17 protein-coding genes are annotated in these 20706 nt (G+C 72.0%); 6 read left to right on the forward strand and 11 right to left on the reverse strand.

Translation table 11 applies throughout. The features are described from left to right. Window positions 1–10: 10 nt before the first annotated feature. The 5 genes from AB4Y76_RS14065 to AB4Y76_RS14085 form a co-directional block, all read right to left on the reverse strand. A complete protein-coding gene (locus AB4Y76_RS14065; RefSeq protein WP_441926292.1) occupies window positions 11–718 on the reverse strand; it encodes a response regulator transcription factor in 708 nt (235 codons plus the stop codon). A 65-nt stretch (window positions 719–783) separates the two neighbouring features. Further along, window positions 784–1644 carry a fructosamine kinase family protein gene (locus tag AB4Y76_RS14070; RefSeq protein WP_441926294.1) on the reverse strand — a complete coding sequence of 287 codons (861 nt, stop codon included), beginning with the start codon at window positions 1642–1644 and terminating at the stop codon, window positions 784–786. A 49-nt stretch (window positions 1645–1693) separates the two neighbouring features. After that, window positions 1694–2203 carry a low molecular weight protein-tyrosine-phosphatase gene (locus tag AB4Y76_RS14075; RefSeq protein ID WP_441926296.1) on the reverse strand — a complete coding sequence of 170 codons (510 nt, stop codon included), beginning with the start codon at window positions 2201–2203 and terminating at the stop codon, window positions 1694–1696. A gap of 1 nt (window position 2204) precedes the next feature. Next, a complete protein-coding gene (locus AB4Y76_RS14080; RefSeq protein WP_441926298.1) occupies window positions 2205–2573 on the reverse strand; it encodes a phage holin family protein in 369 nt (122 codons plus the stop codon). A 5-nt stretch (window positions 2574–2578) separates the two neighbouring features. After that, window positions 2579–3298: a GntR family transcriptional regulator gene (locus AB4Y76_RS14085; RefSeq protein WP_441926300.1), complete on the reverse strand. Its 720-nt coding sequence runs from the start codon at window positions 3296–3298 to the stop codon at window positions 2579–2581. A 100-nt stretch (window positions 3299–3398) separates the two neighbouring features. On the opposite strand from AB4Y76_RS14085, the gene AB4Y76_RS14090 reads away from it, so the two are divergent. Next, window positions 3399–4289 carry a dimethylarginine dimethylaminohydrolase family protein gene (locus tag AB4Y76_RS14090; protein WP_441926302.1) on the forward strand — a complete coding sequence of 297 codons (891 nt, stop codon included), beginning with the start codon at window positions 3399–3401 and terminating at the stop codon, window positions 4287–4289. A gap of 39 nt (window positions 4290–4328) precedes the next feature. Here AB4Y76_RS14090 and AB4Y76_RS14095 read toward each other — a convergent pair whose 3' ends face one another. Then, on the reverse strand, window positions 4329–5297 hold the full coding sequence (locus AB4Y76_RS14095; RefSeq protein ID WP_441926304.1) for an EamA family transporter: 969 nt from the start codon (window positions 5295–5297) through the stop codon (window positions 4329–4331). A gap of 42 nt (window positions 5298–5339) precedes the next feature. Here AB4Y76_RS14095 and hisC point away from each other — a divergent pair, with 42 nt between their 5' ends. Further along, window positions 5340–6422 carry a histidinol-phosphate transaminase gene (gene hisC, locus AB4Y76_RS14100; RefSeq protein WP_441926306.1) on the forward strand — a complete coding sequence of 361 codons (1083 nt, stop codon included), beginning with the start codon at window positions 5340–5342 and terminating at the stop codon, window positions 6420–6422. 298 nt (window positions 6423–6720) lie between these two features. Next, complete coding sequence (locus AB4Y76_RS14105; protein ID WP_441926308.1) at window positions 6721–12231, forward strand: SpaA isopeptide-forming pilin-related protein; 5511 nt, start codon at window positions 6721–6723, stop codon at window positions 12229–12231. Between the two features lie 548 nt (window positions 12232–12779). On the opposite strand, the gene AB4Y76_RS14110 is transcribed toward AB4Y76_RS14105, so the two are convergent. The 4 genes from AB4Y76_RS14110 to AB4Y76_RS14125 all read right to left on the reverse strand — a co-directional run bounded on the left by AB4Y76_RS14110 (window position 12780) and on the right by AB4Y76_RS14125 (window position 16650). Then, window positions 12780–14198, reverse strand: a complete 1419-nt coding sequence (locus tag AB4Y76_RS14110) for an ATP-binding response regulator (protein WP_441926310.1) — start codon at window positions 14196–14198, stop codon at window positions 12780–12782. A 19-nt stretch (window positions 14199–14217) separates the two neighbouring features. Then, complete coding sequence (locus AB4Y76_RS14115; protein WP_441926312.1) at window positions 14218–14826, reverse strand: hypothetical protein; 609 nt, start codon at window positions 14824–14826, stop codon at window positions 14218–14220. A 37-nt stretch (window positions 14827–14863) separates the two neighbouring features. After that, window positions 14864–15541, reverse strand: coding sequence for a hypothetical protein (locus AB4Y76_RS14120; protein ID WP_441926314.1), 678 nt, complete (start codon window positions 15539–15541; stop codon window positions 14864–14866). Between the two features lie 95 nt (window positions 15542–15636). Then, on the reverse strand, window positions 15637–16650 hold the full coding sequence (locus AB4Y76_RS14125; protein WP_441926316.1) for an EamA family transporter: 1014 nt from the start codon (window positions 16648–16650) through the stop codon (window positions 15637–15639). A 207-nt stretch (window positions 16651–16857) separates the two neighbouring features. Here AB4Y76_RS14125 and pdhA point away from each other — a divergent pair, with 207 nt between their 5' ends. From pdhA to AB4Y76_RS14140, 3 genes are read left to right on the forward strand one after another with little or no spacing between them, the layout of a single operon-like run. Beyond that, window positions 16858–18006, forward strand: a complete 1149-nt coding sequence (gene pdhA, locus AB4Y76_RS14130; RefSeq protein ID WP_441926318.1) for a pyruvate dehydrogenase (acetyl-transferring) E1 component subunit alpha — start codon at window positions 16858–16860, stop codon at window positions 18004–18006. Next, window positions 18003–18980 (forward strand): alpha-ketoacid dehydrogenase subunit beta, encoded by a 978-nt coding sequence (locus tag AB4Y76_RS14135; protein ID WP_441926320.1) that lies wholly within the window; start codon window positions 18003–18005, stop codon window positions 18978–18980. Before pdhA ends, AB4Y76_RS14135 begins: the two co-directional genes overlap by 4 nt. An 11-nt stretch (window positions 18981–18991) precedes the next feature. Then, complete coding sequence (locus tag AB4Y76_RS14140; RefSeq protein WP_441926322.1) at window positions 18992–20443, forward strand: dihydrolipoamide acetyltransferase family protein; 1452 nt, start codon at window positions 18992–18994, stop codon at window positions 20441–20443. An 82-nt stretch (window positions 20444–20525) separates the two neighbouring features. Here the strand turns inward: AB4Y76_RS14140 and AB4Y76_RS14145 are convergent, their stop codons facing one another. After that, on the reverse strand, window positions 20526–20702 hold the full coding sequence (locus AB4Y76_RS14145) for a hypothetical protein (protein WP_441926324.1): 177 nt from the start codon (window positions 20700–20702) through the stop codon (window positions 20526–20528). Between the last annotated feature and the right edge of the window lie 4 nt (window positions 20703–20706).

Consider the following 20706-nt stretch of genomic DNA (forward strand, 5'->3'; position numbering starts at 1 on the left):
CTTCGCGCGCTCACGGTTCCTCGCGCAGCACGTAGCCGACGCCACGCACGGTGTGCAGCAGGCGCGGCTCGCCCTCGGCCTCGGTCTTGCGCCGCAGGTAGCCGACGTAGACCTCGAGGCTGTTGGCGGTGGTCGGGAAGTCGAAGCCCCAGACCTCCTCCAGGATGAACGAGCGCTCCAGCACCCGCTTGGGCCGGCGCAGGAACAGCTCGAGCAGGGCGAACTCGGTGCGGGTCAGCGTCATCGACCGGGTGCCGCGGTGCACGTCGCGCGAGGCCAGGTCCATCCGCAGGTCGGCGTACTCGAGGACCTCGTCGGCCTCGTCGGTCGGGCCGGGACCGACGCGGCGCAGCAGCGCACGCAGCCGGGCGAGCAGCTCGTCGAGGGCGAACGGCTTGGTCAGGTAGTCGTCCGCGCCGGCGTCGAGCCCCTCGACGCGGTCGCCGACGGCGTCGCGGGCGGTGAGCACCAGGATCGGGACGTGGTTGCCGACCGACCGCAGGGCGCGGGTGGTCTCGATCCCGTCGAGCCGCGGCATCATCACGTCCATCACGACGGCGTCGGGGTTGATGCCGCTGATCCCGGCGAGCGCCTCGGCGCCGTCGGCGGCGAGGGACACGGTGTAGCCGTTGAATTCCAGCGACCGTCGCAGCGACTCGCGGACGGCGCGGTCGTCGTCGACGACGAGGACGTGCGGCTTGGCATCGGGAGTGCTCACGGCTCAAGAGTGCCAGGAAGCCCTGAGTCCACCCTGAGAACGACGCAGAGAACGACGCGAGCAACTCAGAGCAGCTTCTTCGCGGCCTCTCCTGCGAGGGCGCCGTACCGGCCGCCGAAGAGCGCGGCGTGGACGAGCAGGGGGAAGAGCTGGTGCAGCGGCTGGCGCTCCTCCCAGCCGTCGGCGAGCGGCTGTACCTCGTGGTACGCCGCGAGCACCCGGGGGAGCTGGGGGATCCCGAAGAGCGCGAGCATCGCCAGGTCGGTCTCCCGGTGCCCGCCGTGCGCCGCGGGGTCGACGAGCACGCCGCTCCGCTCGGCGTTCCAGACGATGTTGCCGGACCACAGGTCGCCGTGCAGCCGCGCCGGAGGTTCGTCGGGGCCGGCCAGGTCGACGATCCGGCGGACCACGCCCTCGACCGCGTCGGCGTCCGCCTGCTCGACGTTGCCGCGGTCGACCGCGAGCCGCAGGTAGGGCAGCACCCGGCGGACCGCGAAGAACTCCGGCCAGGTCGGTGCCGGCCGGTTCGGCAGCGGCAGGTGGCCGATGAAGCCGTCCTGCTCGGCGCCGAAGCCGTCGGCCCCGCTGGCGTGCAGCCGGGCGAGCATCCGGCCGATCTCGACCGCGGCCTCGGGAGTCGGCCGGCTCGGCTCGATCCAGCCCAGGACGAGGCAGTCGTCCTGGACGCCGAGCACCTCGGCGACCTCGGCGACGCCGGGTTCGGCCAGCCACCGCAGGCCGCGGGCCTCGGTCTCGAAGAAGCCCTCGGGCGCGTGCGGCCGGGTCTTGATCAGCGCGGAACGGCCGTCGCTGAGCCGCAGCCGGGTGGACGTGCAGACGTCGCCGCCGGCGACCGGGGTGGTCGAGATGACCGCCGCTCCCAGCAGCTGCTCGGCTCGTTCGGCGAGGGTCCGCATCCGGGCCATGGGCCCATCCTGTTCCCGCCGCGGCCCGCTGTCGAGGCGCGCGGGCCGGCTACGCGGGTCTCTCCGGGTGTTCGCCCAGGTCGGTCGCCGGCTCGTCCTCCAGCCGGTCGGCGAGGACGCGGCTGGTGCGCTCGACGATCGCGAGCACCTCGCGGAAGCCGTCCGGGCCGCCGTACCAGGGGTCCGGTACGCCGGGCGCGGGTCGCCCGCTCACCTCCGGGTCGAACTCGCGGAAGAGCCGGACCCGGCCGTGCCGGTCCGCGGGCAGGACGTCGAGGACGTCGTCCCGGTTGGAGTCGTCCATCACCAGGATCAGGTCGTGGTCGAACCACTCCGGCCCGAACTGCCGGGCCCGGTGCCGGTCCGGGTCGTAGCCGGCGTCGGCGAGGACCCGGGCGGTGCGCGGGTCCATCCGCTCGCCGAGGTGGTAGTCGGCGGTGCCGCAGCTCTCGACGACGACGTCCAGCCCGCTGTCGTCGAGGAGGGCGTTGAGGACGACGTCCGCCGTGGGGGAGCGGCAGATGTTCCCCAGGCAGACCAGGGCGATCCGGTAGGTCACGTCAGTCCGGGAGCACGGCGTCGATCACCATCGAGGTGATCGAGATGACGATCGAGGCCCCGATCGCGGTCCAGAAGCCCTCGACGTGGAAGCCGATGTCGAGCCAGTCGGCGATCTTGCTGGTCAGCAGGAGCATCAGCGCGTTCGTCACGACCAGCATGAGCCCGAGGGTGAGGATGATCAGCGGCAGCGAGAGCAGGTTCACGACCGGTCGCACGACGGAGTTGACCAGGCCGAAGATCAGGCCGATCAGCAGCAGGGTGAGGATCCGGTCGGTGGTGGTGTCGCCGGTGACCGTGATGTCGTCGAAGAGCCAGGTGGCGAAGCCGACCGCGACCGCGTTGGCGACGACCCAGACGAGGAAACCCATGCGCGTCATCGTAGGGGCGTGGTCGCGATGCTCTCCAACAGGGACTCCTCGGCCCCGGCGAGGTGCTCGACGAGCTCGGCGCAGGCCTCGTCGAGGTGTCCGCGCTCGAGGAGCCGGAGCAGGTCGCCGTGCGCGTGCGCCTGCTCGCGGACGTTGCCGCGGGCCCGGTCGACGTGCGCGAGGGCGAGCCGGATCTCGGCGTAGAGCGAGTCGGCGAGGGCGGTCAACCGGTCCGACTCGGTGAGCGCCGCGATCGAGCGGTGGATCTCCAGGTGCGACGCGGTGAGCTCCTGGGCGCTGGCGGAGGTCTGCGCCACCCGGTTGAACTCGGTGAGCGCCGACCTGACCGCGTCGCGGGCCCGCTCCGAGGCGGTCTCCCAGGCCCGGATGCCGGCCTGCTCCAGCACGAGGCGGGCGCGGCAGATGTCCCGGATGCCGTCCGGGGTGAGGGCGAGGACGACGGTGCCCTTGTTCGGGATCCGCTCGACCAGGCCGTCGGCGACGAGGACGGCGAGGGCTTCCCGGACGGTGGACCGGGCGACGCCGAGGGACTCGGCGAGGGCGACCTCGCGCAGCGGCGTACCGGGCTCGAGCTCGCCGTCGAAGAGTGCGCGGCGGAGCTCGTCGGCGACCCGGTCGACGATGCTCACCGGCTCGACGCTGAGCCCGGCGAAGGAGTTCGTGGGCTGGTTCGCGGGAGGGGCGGGGTCGCTGGAGATCGGCATCAGTCCGATTGTCCGACACGAGGTTGCGTCACGGCGTGATCCTGGCGCACACTTGAGATTGTCGGACAATCCGGCAATCAGACCTGAGGGGGAGAACATCATGGGAGAGCAGCTGACCTGGGGGCGCGAGTACCTGATGGTCGCCCCGGACCACTTCCGGGTGGAGTACGCGATCAACCCGTTCATGGACCTGTCCACGCAGCCGGACCCGGTGACCACGCGGGCGCAGTGGGACGCGATCATCGCCGGCATCGAGGCCGCCGGTGGCGCCGTCGAGGTCCTCGGCCAGCGCCAGGACTCCCCGGACATGGTCTACGCGATGAACCTCGGCCTGCCCTTCCAGGGCGGCCCGGGCACCGTCGGCCGGACCGCGGTGCTCTCGCACATGCGGTACGCCGAGCGCCGCAACGAGACCGAGACCGCCGAGCAGTGGTTCCGCGACCACGAGTTCGCGACCGTCTCGGTCGGCGCCCAGGGCGTCGGCGCGCACTTCGAGGCCGGCGACGCCTTCGCCTGGCGCGGTGACCTCGTCGTCGGCTTCGGCCCGCGCACCGAGCGGCTCGCGTTGAAGCACCTCGCCACCGAGCTGGACGTCCGGGTGCAGGGCCTCGAGATCGTGCACCCCGGGATGTACCACCTCGACCTGTCCTTCTGCCCGCTCGACTCCGAGCGCGCGATGGTCTGCCCGGCGGCGTTCACCGAGGCCTCGGCCCGGCAGCTCCTCGACCTCGTCCCCGAGGCCCTGGTGCTCAGCGAGGAGGAGGCGATGTCCTTCTGCGCCAACTCGATCGTGATCGGGCGGACCATCCTGATGCCCGCCTGCCCGGACCGCGTCCGCGCGCAGCTGGAGGCCTGGGACTTCGAGGTCGTGATCGTCGGCGTCGAGGAGTTCGTCAAGGGCGGCGGCGCGATCCGCTGCCTCACCAACCCGCTCGACGTGACCCTCGGCCGCGACCTGCGCACCGGCGAGGCGAAGGTCGTCAGCGCCTGAAGTTTCGAGACGGTTGCTGCGCGACCTCGCCCACCAGGGTCACGTGATCAGCGGTGGCTCGGCGATCTCGCGCTGGTCGATCCGGGCCGACTGCGCCAGCAGGATGCCCGCGACGACGGCGAAGCAGCCGAGCACCGCGATCACCCCGAGCGACTCGCCGAACCAGAACCAGCCGAGGGCGGCCACGCCGATCGGCTCCAGCATGGCGATCTGCGTGACCGTCGTCGCGGTGACGAACGACAGCGCGAGCAGCTCGGCGAAGAACGGCACCACGGTGCCGAGGACGACGATCCAGCCGAGCACCGCCCACAGCGGAACGTGCACGTCGGCGAACCGGCCCAGCAGCGAGACCGAGTCGTCGAGCATGCCGGTGTCGAACCCGGTGATCGGCTCGAAGAGGTTGATCACGACCGTCGCCGTGGCGAAGGACCACAGGATCATCCGCAGCGGATCGAGCTCGGCACCGTGTCCACCCACGGCGGCCTCGCCGATCAGGAAGTACGCCGCGAAGCAGATCGCCGCGCCGAAGCCGGCGATCACGCCGACGGTGTCGAAGGTCGCGCCCTCCCAGACCCCGGTCGCGGCGGCGAGCCCGACGACCGCCAGGCCGAGGCCGAGCCACAGCCGCGCCCGGACCCGTTGGCGCTGCACCAGCCACGCCCAGAGCGCGACGATGATCGGTGCCTGGTACTCCAGCAGCAGGGCCATGCCGACCGGCAGCCGGTCGATCGCGACGAAGTAGGTCCACTGCAGCGCGGCGACCCCGATCAGGCCGTGCGCGAAGACCAGGACGAGCAGCCGGCCGCGCGGCGGCCGCAGCGCCGAGCGGCGTACCAGGAGAGCGACCGCGAGCAGCAGCACCTCCGTGCTCGTCACCCGGATCGTGGTGAGCATCGCCGGATCCACACCGGCACGCAGGGCGACCCGGGAGACCCCGGCGTTGACCACGAAGCAGGTGGCGCCGAGGACGACGAGCCCGACTCCGAGAGCAGGGTTCCGGGCGGGCACCCGAACACTCTAGGCAGCGCCGGAACGGCATAGCCTGCCCGGGTGAGCACATCCACTCCCACGCCGCGCCCCCGGGCCACCGTCGCCACCATCCCGGCGTACGTGCCCGGCCGCCCGCCCGTCCCGCGCCCCGGCCAGCAGGTCTTCAAGCTCTCCTCCAACGAGAACCCCTACCCGCCGCTGCCGGGCGTCCTCGAGGAGGTCGCCCGCGCCGTCGCGGTGATGAACCGCTACCCCGACATGGGCTGCACCGACCTGTACGCCGCCCTCGCGGACCGGCTCGGCGTCCGCCCCGAGCAGCTCGCCGCCGGCACCGGCAGCGTGGCCGTGCTCTACCACCTGCTGCAGGCCTACTGCGATCCCGGCGACGAGGTCGTCTACGCCTGGCGCTCCTTCGAGGCCTACCCGATCGCGGTCTCGGTCGTGGGTGCCACCTCCGTCCAGGTCGCGCTGACCGCGGACGGCCGCCACGACCTCGACGCGATGGCGGCGGCGATCGGCCCGCGCACCAAGGTGGTGCTCGTCTGCACCCCGAACAACCCCACCGGTCCCGCGGTCGGCCACGCCGAGCTGGTGGCGTTCCTGGACCGGGTGCCGTCGCACGTCCTGGTCGTCGTCGACGAGGCCTACCGCGAGTTCGTCCGCCACGAAGACCCGGTGGACGGCGTCGCGCTGGCGGCCCGGCCGAACGTGGTCGCGATGCGGACCTTCGCCAAGGCCTACGGGCTGGCCGGGCTCCGGATCGGCTACCTGGTCGGTCCCGAGGAGATCGCCGCGGCGGTCCGGGCCTGTTCGCTCCCGTTCGGGGTGAGCTCGCCTGCGCAGGTCGCCGCGATCGCCAGCCTCGCCGCCACCGACGCGCTGCTCGCCCGGGTGGAGGCCCTGGTGGCGGAGCGGGCGCGGGTGACCGCGGCCCTCGCCGACCAGGGCTGGGAGCTGCCGGACGCCCAGGGGAACTTCGTCTGGTTCGGGCTCGGGGAGCGGACCGCGGAGTTCGCCGCCGCTGCCGAGGCGGCCGGGATCGTGGTCCGCCCGTTCGCCGGTGAAGGAGTCCGGGTGACCATCGGCGAGAGCGCCGCCAACGACGTCCTGCTGGAGGTCGCCGCCCGGTTCCGGGACGCGTAGCGCGGCATTGTCAGCGCCGCAGCGCGCCGGAATGTCACACCCCTCCTGCCCGATTCGCGGGCGCGGGGAAGAACATCCGGAAAAGTCCCTTTTCGCTGACTAGGCCGGGGGTCCCGAGGGCCCTGGCGCGCCTTGCGTGCGGGTGAGCCTCAGCGTCCACTAGCGGGGCGGACCGACGTCCTGGGGTCGTCGGCCCGTTCCGGCAGCCGGGGGGCAAAGAGTCGCCGGATCGTTTCGTGGGGCAGGTGCGGCCGTGGGGGCCCGCACGTGCTCCGCGCAGTTTCTGGGGGCTTCACAGATGAACAACCGCAGGGTCCGGATCACCGCGTCCGTCGCCGCCGCAGCAGTCGCCGCGCTCCTCGCGCTCGGCCCGACCCCGGCGCTCGCCGACGACGCGCCCGTCGACCCGGGAGCGGCCGCCGCCGAGGCGCCCGCCGACTCCGGCACGCCCGCCGACCCCGCCTCCGAGGCGCCCGCGCCGGCGCCGGCCGAGCCGGCTCCCGCGGAGCACCTGGACGACGCCCCGCCTCCGGCCGACACCGCGAAGGCCGACGATCCCGCCCCGCAGCCGGAGCAGACGGACGCGCCGGCGACCGCGCCCGGTGCCCCCTCCACGCCGCGGACGCGCACCTTCGCGGCGAGCGCGCTCGCGCCGGTCGTCAACGCGCTCGCCATCGCCTGCACCGGCGGCCCCAACCCGGTCGTCGGCGGGTTCGAGATCGACGGCAACACCTGCGTCCAGGGCGGCGGTCTCGACTGGGACACCACCGGCTCGATGGTCGAGGACGGGTTCGGCGACAGCACCGGCTTCACCGGCGGCAGCTCGGAGAACGACCCGCCGACCAGCTGGAGCATCGGCGGATCACCGAACGGGAAGAGCGACATCGGCACCGCGTGGGCCCACTCCCGGGTCTCCGGCGGCCAGGTCTACGGCTTCTTCGCCATCACCAACGACTCCACCTCGGGCGGCACCAGCCAGTACGACCTCGAGTACAACCAGCTCGGGCCGACCACCAACGGCGGCGGGAAGCCGGTCCCGAACCGGTCGCCCGGCGACCTGCTCTTCCGGTTCTCCAGCACCGGCAGCGCCGCGATCGTCTTCAGCGACGCGAAGAAGTACACCCTGACCAGCTCGCCGTCGTGGAGCAACGGATCCTGCTTCGCCATCAAGAACACCGCCGCGGGCTGGTGCACCATCCCGATCCCCAGCGGCGTGTTCGCCCAGCAGGTCAACTCCGACGGCACGTTCTTCGAGGGCGCGATCAACATCTCCCTGCTCTTCGGCGCCGGCAACTGCTCCGGCTCCTTCGGGTCGACCTCGATCCGCTCGGTCACCGGCAACTCGTTCGCGACCTCGGCACTCCAGGACTACGTCACGCCGCTCGGCGTGAGCACGCCGTCGACCTGCGGCAAGCTCGTCATCAACAAGCAGGACCTCGCCGGCAACCCGATCGGCCTGGCCACCTTCTCGGTGAGCCCGAACCCGGACCCGACGCTGCCTGACGGCACGCCGTACTCGATCAAGGACAACGACGCGAAGGACAAGTACCCGGCCGTCGGCGTCATCGAGATCAGCCCGGTCGACCCCGACGAGTCCTACACGGTCACCGAGACCGACGCGCCGGCCGGCTACCTGCTCGCCAGCCCGGCTTCCCAGGGCCCGGTCCAGGTCGACCCGAGCGAGATCGAGACCGTCACCTTCAAAGACCCGAAGAGGTGGAAGCCGCTGACGGCCACCAAGACCGCGGTGCCGTCGTACACGGCGACCTACGGCTGGAGCATCGACAAGCAGGTCTCGGCCAACGGCGTCGACGGCTGGAAGTCCGCCACCAAGGACGACGAGCCGCTGGTCAAGAACGTCCCGGGCACCGACCCGAACGCGAACCAGCTCTACTACCGGGTCGCGGTGACCGAGGGTGCCCGCACCACGTCGGCCCACCAGGTCACCGGCAACATCTACGTCACCAACCCGAACGCCGCCGCCGTCACCGCGGACCTGAGCGACGACCTCCCCGGAGCGACCTGCACGGTCGCCGGCTCGGCGACGAAGGAGGTCGCGGTCCCGCCCGGAGGCCCTACCCCGTATCCGTACGTCTGCACGTTCGACGGGATCCCGGCGGACGGCGGCACCAACACCGCGCACGTCACGTGGGACCGCTCTGCCTACCCGCAGGAGCAGTCCGACCTCCTCGGGGGCGACGACTTCCACGTCGACCCGACCGCCGGCTACACCTTCGGCGCCGAGACCACCGCGGTCGACAAGACCGTGACGATCACCGACGACCACCACGTCTTCCCCGGCGGCTGGACGATCACCTGGAACCCGAACGACGGCACCGTGAACACCTCGCCGGTGTACTCGAGCACCGTCGACGTCACCCCGGGCACCTGCTCGGCGGTCCTGAAGAACACCGCCCGGGTCCTCGGCGCCGGGCAGACCGAGATCACCCAGGACTCGGCGTACGGCAAGGTCTGCGAGGGCGCCGACCTGTCGATCACCCGCGTCGACGCCCGCGGCTTCACCCGCACCTACCCGTGGAGCGTGGAGAAGAAGACGACGACGCCCAAGGTCACCGTCGACGGCGGCAAGGCGACCGCGCACTACCAGGTCACCGTCACCGCCGGGGACGGCCTCGACAGCGACTGGGTGATGACCGGCACGATCACGGTCCACAACCCGAACGCCTGGGAGGCCGTGGCCCTGACGAGCCTGCCGGTCACCTACAGCGGCGGCGGCAGCTGCACCGCGACCGGCCCGTTCCCGGCCTCGGTGCCGGCGGGCGGTTCGCGCGACTTCCCGTACACGTGCAACTTCGGCGGCGTGAAGCCCGGCTACACGGGCACGATCAGCGCCGTGGCGAACTGGAACGCCGCGACCGCCGCGACCCCGTCGGACCACGCCACCAGCGACCTCGGCATCACCGAGGCCAACTGGAAGACGACGCTGGTCAACTCCACGGTGGTGCTGCACGACGACAACACCACCCCGGCCGACACCTCCGACGACCAGACCTGGGACCTCGCCTGGGACGCGGTGCACGCGCTTCCCGGCGGCAAGAAGGTCATCGAGTACGACATCGAGATCCCGAACCTGCCCGACGGCGGTACCTGCGGAAACCGCGACAACGTCGTCAAGATCGTCGGCGACGGCGGGGCCTCGCTCGACGCGGACAAGAGCGCCGCGAACAACACCGCCCGGGTCCAGGTCTGCAACCCGCTCGGCCTGAGCATCGCCAGGACCGCGGTCGGTGACTTCACCCGCACCTACCCGTGGACCATCCAGAAGTTCATCGACGGCGACAAGACCTCGCAGAAGGTCGACATCGACAGCTACCAGCACACCTTCGACTACCTCGTGAAGGTGACGCCGGGGACGCCGGTCGACAGTGCGTGGAAGGTCTCCGGCACCGTCACGGTGACCAACGACAACACCGACGCCGGGATCGACCCGATCTCGCTCACCGGTGTCCAGAGCCTCCCGAACATCGGCACCGGCGGCACCTGCACCTACGCGGTGCCCGGGCTGCTCCCGCTGCAGATCGTCTCCGGCGACCACGTCGACATCGGCTTCGAGTGCACCTTCGCGAACCAGCCGACCAAGCCGTACGCCGGCACCCTCGCGGCCAGCGCCACCTGGGGCCAGAGCGGCTCGGCGAGCACGCCCGCCGGCTCGATCAGCTGGCACGCGCCGGCCGAGGTCGACAAGTCCATCGCGGTCTACGACGACAAGACCGACGGTCCGGACGGCGTCCTGCTCGGCAACGTGGCCTGGAACGAGAACGGCACCTCGACCACGTTCCCGTACGCGCTGAAGCTCAGCGTGCCCGAGGAGACCGCGGGCTCGTGCGGGCCGGACTTCGTCAACACCGCCTGGCTGGGCGGCGACGGCAGCGAGCCCACCGACCGCCAGGACAGCACCACGGCGACGATCTGCGTCAACGCGGGCACCTGGACGGTGGCCAAGGAGAACGTCGACGGTGACGGCCCGATCGCGGTCGGCACCGACGTCACCTACCGGCTCACCGCCCACAAGACCGCCGGCGTGGACCCGAAGAACGTCGTCGTCAAGGACGACCTCTCCGCCCTGGTGCCCTCCCTGGACGGCGACCCGCAGTTCACCGCTCCGGACGGCTCGACCGCGGAGTACGACCCGGCGACGCACGTCCTCACCTGGACGATCGCCCAGCTCGGTGCGACCGACGCGACGATGGAATTCACCGTCCACGTGGCGGACGACGCCTACGGGGTCGACCTGCCGAACCTGGTCACCAGCCCGGGCTCGACGAACTGCCCGGACGCCGAGGTGGCGGCCGGGGTCGAGGAGTGCACCACCGACAACGACACCCCGTCGTACACGCTGGAGAAGAGCAGCAGCGTGACCCAGGGTGGCGAGGTGCTGCCGCCGTACCTGGGAGCGCCGGGGACGACGATCACCTACACGCTGACCGTGCACAACGACTCGGACGCGCCGATCAACCCGACGACGCTGCCGGACGCGACCGTGGTCGACGACCTGTCGAAGGTGGTCGACGACGCAGAGCTCCTGACCGACAGCATCGACCCGGCCGACCAGGCCGCCTACGACGCCGCGACCAAGAAGCTCACCTGGACGCTCCCGCCGATCGCGGCCGGGGACACGGTCCAGCTGAGCTACCAGGTCCGGGTGCGGGCCGACCGGTGGGACGAGACCCTCACCAACGTGGCGGTCCCCGGCGACGGCGGCACCTGCCTCGTCTGCACCACCACCGCGGTGACGCCGCCGTCGACGAAGCTGTCGGTGCTCAAGGTCGACTTCGAGACCGGCGAGCGGCTGGCCGGCGCCGAGTTCGCGCTCTTCCACGGCGAGGACAAGATCGCGACGGCCACCTCCGGCGAGGACGGGGTCGCGGTGTTCGACGTCGCGCTCCTGCCCGGCTCGTTCACGGTGACCGAGACGAAGGCGCCGGCGGGCTACGCCCTGCCGGTCGAGGGCGAGGGCTCGGTCACGGTGGTGGTCGACGACGAGAACTTCGTCGCCGGTGGCGTGATGGAGCCGATCACCTTCCGCGACCCGGCCACCGGCCAGATCGCGATCCTGACCAAGGAGGACTACGAGCGCGACCCGGTCACCAACGGCTGGGTGCTCAGCGACGGCGCCGTCGACTTCGGGGACGAGATCCGCTACGTCGTGCACGTGAAGGCGACGGGTACCAAGCTCTTCCACGACGTGACCGTCAAGGACTACGTGCCCGGCTTCAACCCGCTCGACACCACGTCGACCGGGAAGGGTGTGCTGGTCGCCGGGTCCTCGACGTGCACCGGTGCCCTCACCTGCACCAGCACCGAGGACGCGGTCACCGGACTGGTCACCTGGAAGCTGACCACCGCCGGCCAGGAGCCCGGTGACGTCCGTGGCGACGCCACCGGCGCGGTCGAGTTCGTGGTCCGGATGCCGGAGCTGCCGGACGCGCCGGACTTCGGCGTCTCCGGGGTCTACTCGCGGCTGCTGTGGAACGTCGGCTACCTCGACTGGGACGAGCTGGACTTCTCGACCCCGCCGAGCCCGCCGCAGGTCCTCGGCCTCCGGGCCGCGCGCGCCCTCGCGGTCGGGCCGGCGCACCACAGCCTGACCTCCAACGAGGTGACCGACGAGGCCCGGGCGATCGAGCCGGCCGCGCCGGTGGTCGTCGTCGACCCGCCGGGCTCGGGAGGCACCGGCCTGCCGAACACCGGCGGACCCGACCTCTGGATCCTGCTCCTCGGCCTGGGTCTGACCCTGGTCGGCGGGACCGTCGTCCTCGGCGGCAGGATCCCACGACGTCGGAGCTAGCCCCGAGCGCACCACGTCAGGCGTGCCGACACCCCACGGGGCCTGACGAGCGAATGGTGCGTGCAGCTCCGGACACGCGTGCCCGGGCCGACTCCCCCGCCGGTCCGGGCACGTCTGTGTCCGGGTGACGTTTTGTCCCGTTCACCCTGGTTGGGGACGGTCCCTGGACTAGGCCGCGGGACGATCCGGACACCCGGTCTCTTGCCGCGGAACGGGGGGCCGTCGTGGACTTGTCTCCTTGGGGGAGGCGCCAGGTCGGGCCGACTGCGAGCCGGGGCCCGACGGTCCCGGATCCGCACTCGGCCCGACGGGGCGCAGGAGGGGTAGGTGGGCCCCGCTCGCCCAGGGCGGAGGGATTGCTCTTCCTGTACGCCGGCGCCGTGGGTCACGACCCCACTGCTTCCGACGCCCGGGGGCTGGGCATGAACGTCGGACTGCCCGGTGCGCCGGCCCCCTGGCGCATCCGGGGTCCCAGCAGACCGACGACGCCCGGAGACGCGTGTCCGGTGGCCACCGGGCACGCGTCGCCGCGTGTCCGGGGCGTGCGCTCAGTCCGCGGCCGGCAGCGTGATCGTGAAGACCGAACCGCCGCCGTCCGCCGCGGTGTAGTCGACGCGGCCGTCCTGGGCGAGCGCGAGCGTCTGCACCACGTGCAGGCCGAGGCCGGTGCCGGCGGCGCTGGTGCCCGAGGCGCGGGTGAACTCGCGGAACAGCTGGTCGCGGAACTCCGAGGGAACGCCGTCGCCGGCGTCCTCGACGTCGATGGCGACCATGCCGTCCTCCCCGGCCGCGCGGATTCGGACCACCACCGGAGGCCGGCCGTACTTGTGCGCGTTGCCGAGCAGGTTGCCGAGCATCTGGCCGAGCCGGAGCGGGTCCGCGACGACCTTGCGGATGTCCATCACCTCCAGCCGGACGGTCCGGTCGAGGTGCCGGTCGTCCACGGTGGTCTCCACCACCGAACGCGGGTCGGTGATCGTCGGCGCCACCCGCAGCGCGCCGCGCTGGATCTGCGCCGCGGTGAGCAGGTCGGAGGTGATGCTGTCGAGCATCCGGGCCTGGCGGGCGATCGAGGCGACCAGCCGCAGCTGCTGCTCGTCGTCGAGGGGGACCTCGCTGGACGCCTCGGAGATCGTCTCGGCGAGCGCGGACAGCACGGCCACCGGTCCTCGGATCTCGTGGGCCGTGGTGGCGATGGCGGTGCGGAGCACGCCCACCTCGTCCCCGCGCGGCTCGAAGTAGAGGTAGTGCGAGCCGGGGGTGGACCGCACCGTGACCTGGCTGTCCTGCTCGCCGATCCGGGCGTCGAAGGGGCCGTCGTCGAGCCGGGTGCTGGTCGCGAGCAGCTCGGCCAGGGCCGGGGACGCGACCGGCAGCGGCGTCCCGGGCCCGGTCCCGGCCGGGAGCAGGTCCCGGGCGCTCGCGTTCAGCGAGATCACCCGGTACGGCGGGATGCCGTCGACCTCGAGCACGCCGAAGGGCGCCAGGGCGAGGGCGTCGTACCGGGCCGGCGGCACCGTGCCCGGCGACGGAGCGGCCGGGGCGGCGCGGCCCTCCATCACCTCGCGGATCCGGGCGAGCATCCGGTGCAGCGGCATGCCCTTCTGCAGGTACGCGTCCGCGCCGGCGGCGACGGCGCGCTCGGCGAGCTGGAGGGCGTCGAAGCCGGAGAGCACCACGATCTTGGCCGCGGGCACCAGTGCGCGGATCTCCGGGAGCGCGGTCATGCCGTCCAGGACCGGCATCGAGAGGTCGAGGAGGACCAGGTCGGGGAGGGTCTCGCGCACCAGGTCGATCCCGGCCCGGCCGTCGGCCGCCTCGCCGACGACCTCCAGGCCGCCGCGCTGCAGGGCGAGCCGGAGGAGGTCGCGCAGGTCCGCGGTGTCGTCGATGATGACGACCCGCGGCTTCCCCTGCGGCCCGGCGTTCGTCCCGGTGGTCGTCTGGGGGCTCATCTCGGTGCTCACGCCGGAACTCGTCCCGGGCTCACGTCGGGTCGCGGTCGCCGCGGTCGGCGGACCCGTCGAGGTCGGCGGGTGCGCTCCGGACCAGCGCGAGCGGGTCCTTCCCGTTCCCGGGTCCGAGCAGGCCGGTGATGATCCGGCTGGCCGAGTCGATCGAGGAGTCGAGCGCGTCCCGGGCCTTGTCCGCCTGGTCGAGATCGAGCGCCAGCTTCGCGACGACGAGGCCCTGCAGCACAGTGTCGTTGAGCTCGAGCGCCTGCCGCTCGCGCTGCCGCAGGTCCTCGAAGAGCTGGGCGCCGTGCATCAGCGAGGAGTAGTTGCGCCGCAGCGTCCAGTAGTAGATGGCGCAGACGGCACCGACGGCGTCCCAGAGTGCCAGCGGCCAGCCCCAGGCGGTGCGCATGGCGAGTCCCTGGGCGTCGTCGATGCCGAGCGAAGGGAGCAGCATGTGCAGCGCGTGCGCGCCGTGGTGGACCGCGCAGGTGAAGAAGATCGCCGCCGTCGCCGCGCCGAGCGGGTTGGTCCGCAGCTGGTGGCTGCGGGTCAGCGGGACGACGATCGCCGCGGTGATCAGCAGGTAGGCGATCGCGATCAACGCGTTGCAGAACAGTCCGAGACTCCAGGACTCCATCTCAGTACCTCACGATCCGGCCCTCATGATCCGGCCCTCACGATCCGGCCCCGCTCACCGCGAGCAACGCCAGCGCCGCCGCCGAGCCGAGGGCGCCGGTGCGGGCCGTTCCGGTCCAGCGCGACCAGGGCGGCAGCCGGTGCCGGCCGTGGCCGCGGCGCAGGACCGCGGCGCAGCTGAGGACCACGCTCGCCTCCCAGGCCCCGCAGGCCAGGTCCCACGGCCCGACGGCCTCGGGACCGGGGAGCAGCCCGAAAGGCAGCCCGACCGTGCGGGTGACCGCCCAGAGTGTGAGGAACGCGAGGTTGCCGACCACCCCGGCGAGCAGCAGCGGCCGGGTACTGCCCCGGCCGGCGACGACCACCGACCAGGAGATCTGGAAGAGCGCGGACCCGGCGAAGAAGAGGCCGAGCAGCAGGCCCTCGCGCACGTGCGCCGGCCCGACGGCGGCGTGCACGCCGGCGGCTGCCGCCGAGGAGACGACGGCGACCGGCAGGAGCAGCCTGGTCGTGCCGAGCGCGGGCACGGCGATCTCGGGAGACCGGCCGACGTCGAGCCGGCGGCGCAGCTCGGCCACCCGGGCGTCGTGCGGGTCGCGGTGGCGGCTTCGCTCCGGGGTGAACCGCGGTCCGAGCAGCACGGCGACCCCGGCCAGGCCGACCGCGAGCACGGCGTAGTGCACGCCGTGCGCGACAACGTCGGCGCTCGCGGACATCGGCACCACCGGGTTCCCTCCCCCGACCGGCGCGCCTGGGGCGTGCCGGCTCCCCGGCAGGATAGGGCCGATACCGGACCTTTGGGAAGAATGGTCTACCGGGACCGGACCCGCTCGACCGAGATCACGATCGCCACCGAGGCCACGATCACGGCTCCACCGACGAGCACGGCGTGGGTGATCGGCTCGTCGAGGATCAGCGCGCCGAGGACCACGGCGACGACCGGGTTCACGTAGGCGTACGTCGCGACCAGCGAGATCGGCGCGTTGCCGAGCAACCACACGTACGCCGAGAAGGCGATCATCGAGCCGAAGACGACCAGGTACGCCCAGGCCACCCAGGTGTCCGCCGAGTACGACGCCGGGTCGAGCCGCTCGCCGCGCAGGAAGCCCGAGGCCAGCAGGATCAGCCCGCCGATCCACATCTCGTGCACGGTCATGACGAACGCGTCGCCGGGCAGGGTCAACCGCGGTTGCACCCAGGAGCCGAACGCCCAGCAGGTGCTGGCGAAGAGCACGATCAGCGCGGCGTCGAGCGGGACCCGGTCGGATCCACCGGTGCTCCGGCCGGCGAGCACCAGGTAGGCGAGCCCGACGAAGCCGAGCAGCACGCCGACCAGGCTCCACGCCCGGGGACGGTCCCCGGAGAGGAACCGGAAGAGGGCGATCATCAGCGGCGCGATCGCGATCAGCAGCGCGGTCACGCCGGACGGCGCGCCGCGGTCCTCGCCGACCGAGACCAGGCCGTTGCCGAGAACGGGGAGCAGGAGCCCGAGGGTGGCGCAGCCGAGCAGCTCGCGGCGGGTGACCAGCAGCCGCCGGAAGCCGCCGCCGGACCGGTGCAGGAACGCGAGCACCAGCGCGAGCAGCACGCCGGCGGTGAAGTAGCGCGCGCCCATCCCGCTCAGCGGCGGGGCCTCCTCGACGACCACCCGGATGCCGAGGTAGGTCGACCCCCAGACCAGGTAGACGATCACCAGGGCGACCGCGACCATGCCCGCCGACGCGGCCACCCGCTTGGTGGCGGGGGCGGCGGGCGGCGAGACGGTCACCCGGTCACTGTGCCGCAGCCACCGGCCAGGGTGCACCCGGATAACGGCGACGATCACGGTCCTCTCCTCGGACACCCGATTTTCGGATGCCCGATTTTCGGGTGCCCGACTTGATTAGGGCGTCGGCGCTTCCTCTGGGTACCGTGGAATCACTGTGGTCCGCGTCACACCTGAGCACCACCCACGTTCGGGGGAACGGACTGCGATCTACCGACGCCCGGACGGCAACTCCGTCCGGGCCCTGATGGATCTGGAGAGGTGCGTATGACCGAGTACCTGGCGCCGAGCGCCGAGGGCGGCCCCGAATTCGTCCAGCTGCTGACGCCCGAGGGCGACCGGGTGAGCAACCCGGACTACCACTTCGACGGCGGTCCCGACGAGGCGGCCACGATCCGCGGCTTCTACCGCGACATGGTCCTGACCCGCCGGATCGACATCGAGGCCACCGCGTTGCAGCGCCACGGCGAGCTGGGCATCTGGACCCAGCTGCTCGGCCAGGAGGCGGCACAGATCGGCGCCGGCCGCGCGCTGCGTCCGCAGGACTACGTCTTCCCGACCTACCGCGAGCACGGCGTCGCGCTCTGCCGCGGCCTGGACCCGCTCCGGATCCTCGGGCTCTTCCGCGGCGTCGACCAGGGTGCCTGGGACCCGCACGAGCACAACTTCGGCAACTACACGATCGTCATCGGCGCGCAGACCCTGCACGCGACCGGCTACGCGATGGGCGTCCAGCGCGACGGCCTGGTCGGCACCGGCGACCCCGACCGCGACACCGCGGTGATGGCCTTCTTCGGCGACGGCGCCTCCTCGCAGGGCGACGTGAACGAGTCCTTCATCTTCGCCGCGTCGTACAACGCGCCGGTGGTGTTCTTCTGCCAGAACAACCAGTGGGCGATCTCCGAGCCCACCGAGCGCCAGTCCCGGATCCCGCTCTACCAGCGCGCCCGCGGCTTCGGCTTCCCCGGCGTCCGCGTCGACGGCAACGACGTCCTGGCGATGCACGCGGTCACCCAGGCGGCGCTGGAGTGGGCCCGCGAGGGCAACGGCCCGATGCTGATCGAGGCCTACACCTACCGGATGGGCGCGCACACCACCACCGACGACCCGACCCGCTACCGGATGAGCGAGGAGGTCGAGTACTGGAAGCTCCGCGACCCGATCGCCCGGGTGAAGGTCTACCTGACCCGCAACGGACTGGCCGACCAGGACTTCTTCGACGCGGTCGAGGCCGAGGCCGACGAGGCCGGCGCGCGGCTGCGCGAGGGCTGCAGGTCGATGCCCGAGCAGCACGTGCTCGACATCTTCGACCAGGTCTACGTCGAGCAGACCGCCGAGCTCGCCGAGCAGCGCGACGAGTTCGCCGCCTACCTCGCCACATTTGAAGTCGGACACCGCGAAGGAGCGCACCGATGACCAGGATGACGCTCGCCAAGGCCCTCAACGCGGGGATCCGCAAGGCGATGGAGGACGACGCGAAGGTCCTGGTGATGGGGGAGGACGTCGGCAAGCTCGGCGGCGTCTTCCGGATCACCGACGGCCTGCAGAAGGACTTCGGCGAGGACCGGGTGATCGACAGCCCGCTGGCCGAGTCCGGGATCATCGGCACCGCGGTCGGCATGGCGATGCGCGGGTACCGGCCGGTCTGCGAGATCCAGTTCGACGGCTTCGTCTACCCGGCCTACGACCAGATCGTCAGCCAGGTCGCCAAGCTGCACTACCGGACCCACGGCGCGATCAGGATGCCGATGGTGATCAGGATCCCGTTCGGCGGCGGCATCGGCGCGGTCGAGCACCACTCGGAGTCGCCGGAGGCGCAGTTCGCGCACACGCCCGGTCTCAAGGTCGTGACCTGCTCCAACCCGGTCGACGGCTACTTCATGATCCAGCAGGCCATCGCGTCGGACGACCCGGTGATCTTCCTGGAGCCGAAGCGGCAGTACCACGCCGACAAGGCCGACGTCGACGAGAGCGCCACCCCGGCGCCGCTGTTCTCCTCGCGGGTGATCAAGGCCGGCACGGACGTGACCCTGCTCGGCTACGGCCCGACGGTGAAGACCTGCCTGCTGGCCGCCGAGGCGGCCGCCGGCGAGGGCCGCTCGGTCGAGGTGATCGACCTGCGCACGCTGTCGCCGCTGGACATGGGCCCGGTCTACGACTCGGTACGCCGCACCGGCCGCGCCGTCGTCGTCCACGAGGCGCACGTCAACCTCGGCATGGGTTCGGAGATCGCGGCCCGGATCACCGAGCACTGCTTCTACTCGCTGGAGGCCCCGGTGCTGCGGGTGGGCGGTTTCGACACCCCGTACCCGCCGGCCCGGCTCGAGGAGGAGTTCCTCCCCGACCTGGACCGGGTGCTCGATGCCGTCGACCGCAGCATCGCCTTCTGAGAGGACCTGCCTTGTCTGAATACCTTCTCCCTGACGTCGGTGAGGGCCTGGTCGAGGCCGAGATCGTCTCCTGGAAGGTCCAGGTCGGCGACGAGATCAAGATCAACGACGTCGTCGTCGAGATCGAGACCGCGAAGTCGCTGGTCGAGCTGCCGTCGCCGTACGCCGGCACCGTCGAGGCCCTGCTCGTCGAGGAGGGGCTGACCGTCGCGGTCGGCACCCCGATCATCCGGATCGACGACGGCGTCGCGGCCCCGGCCGCCGCCGCTCCGGCTGCCCCGGCCGCCGCCGACATCGGCGAGATCGACCTGTCCAACCCCGCCACCAGCGGCGGTGGCGAGGGGGAGAGCCTGGTCGGCCGGAACAAGGCCGAGCGCGGCCCGATCCGGCGGGCCCGCAAGGGCTCCGCGTCGCCGCGCACCGAGGCCGGCGCCAACACCCAGCTCCAGCTCCAGGGTGCGTTCGCGCCCGGCGTGATCAACACCGGCGACGTGTTCGAGGCCGACGAGCCGGTGGTCCCGGCGACGCCGGCCGCGGTACCGCCGCCGATGGCACCGGTCGAGCAGGCCGCGCTGGCGAAGCCGCCGGTGCGCAAGCTCGCCAAGGACCTCGGCGTCGACCTCGCCGCGTGCCAGCCGACCGGCGCCGGTGGCGTGATCACCCGCGCCGACGTCGAGGCCGCCGCGTCCGGCGGCTACCAGATCCCGTCCCCCGGTGCTGCTCCGGCCGGGTCCGCGGTCCCCGCCGGCGAGCGCTCCTGGCGCGAGCCGATCAAGGGCGTCCGCAAGATGATGGGCCAGGCGATGGTGAGCTCCGCGTTCACCGCGCCGCACGTCACCGAGTGGGTCACGGTCGACGTCACCCGGACCACCGAGTTCGTCGCCCGGCTCCGGTCCCGGCGCGAGTTCGCCGACGTGAAGGTCTCACCGCTGCTGGTGCTGGCGACCGCGTGCCTCAAGGCGGTGCGTCGTACGCCTCTGGTCAACAGCTACTGGGACGAGGCCGCCCAGGAGATCGAGTTCCGCCGTTACGTGAACCTCGGCATCGCCGCGGCCACGCCGCGCGGACTGGTCGTGCCGAACATCAAGGACGCCGACTCGTTGTCGATGCTCGAGCTCGCGGGCGCGCTGGGCGACCTGACCGCGACCGCGCGGGCCGGGAAGACCCAGCCGGCCGAGATGGCCGGGGGCACCTTCACGATCACCAACGTGGGGGTCTTCGGGGTCGACGGCGGTACGCCGATCATCAACCCGGGCGAGTCCGCGATCCTCTGCTTCGGCGCGACCAAGCGGCAGCCGTGGGTGGTCACCGACGCCGACGGCCACGAATCGCTGGAGATCCGCGACGTGGCGACGCTGACGCTGTCGTTCGACCACCGGCACGTGGACGGCGAGAGCGGGTCGCGCTTCCTCGCCGACGTCGCCTCGATCCTGGAGGACCCGGCGGCGGCGCTGTTGTTCTAGTGCGCAGGCACGACCCCTCGTCCGATCGCCCTGTTCCCCCGAACCAGGTGAGCGGGCGAGGGGCCGCGTCGGCCCCTGCGTCCTAGCGGCAGCCCAGGAACTGCGTCAGGTGGCTGCTGTCGGGGCAGGACGTGACGTCACTCTCCGCACCGATTCCCGGACCCGCGTAGCTGCGGTAGAACCCGAGGACCGCGCAGAGGACGAGGAAGAGCGGCAGCCAGAGCCAGGCTGCTTGCGTCTTCCAGTGCGTCGTGTTCACACCC

It is taken from the genome of Marmoricola sp. RAF53 (assembly GCF_052114005.1).
Taxonomy (GTDB): domain Bacteria; phylum Actinomycetota; class Actinomycetes; order Propionibacteriales; family Nocardioidaceae; genus Marmoricola.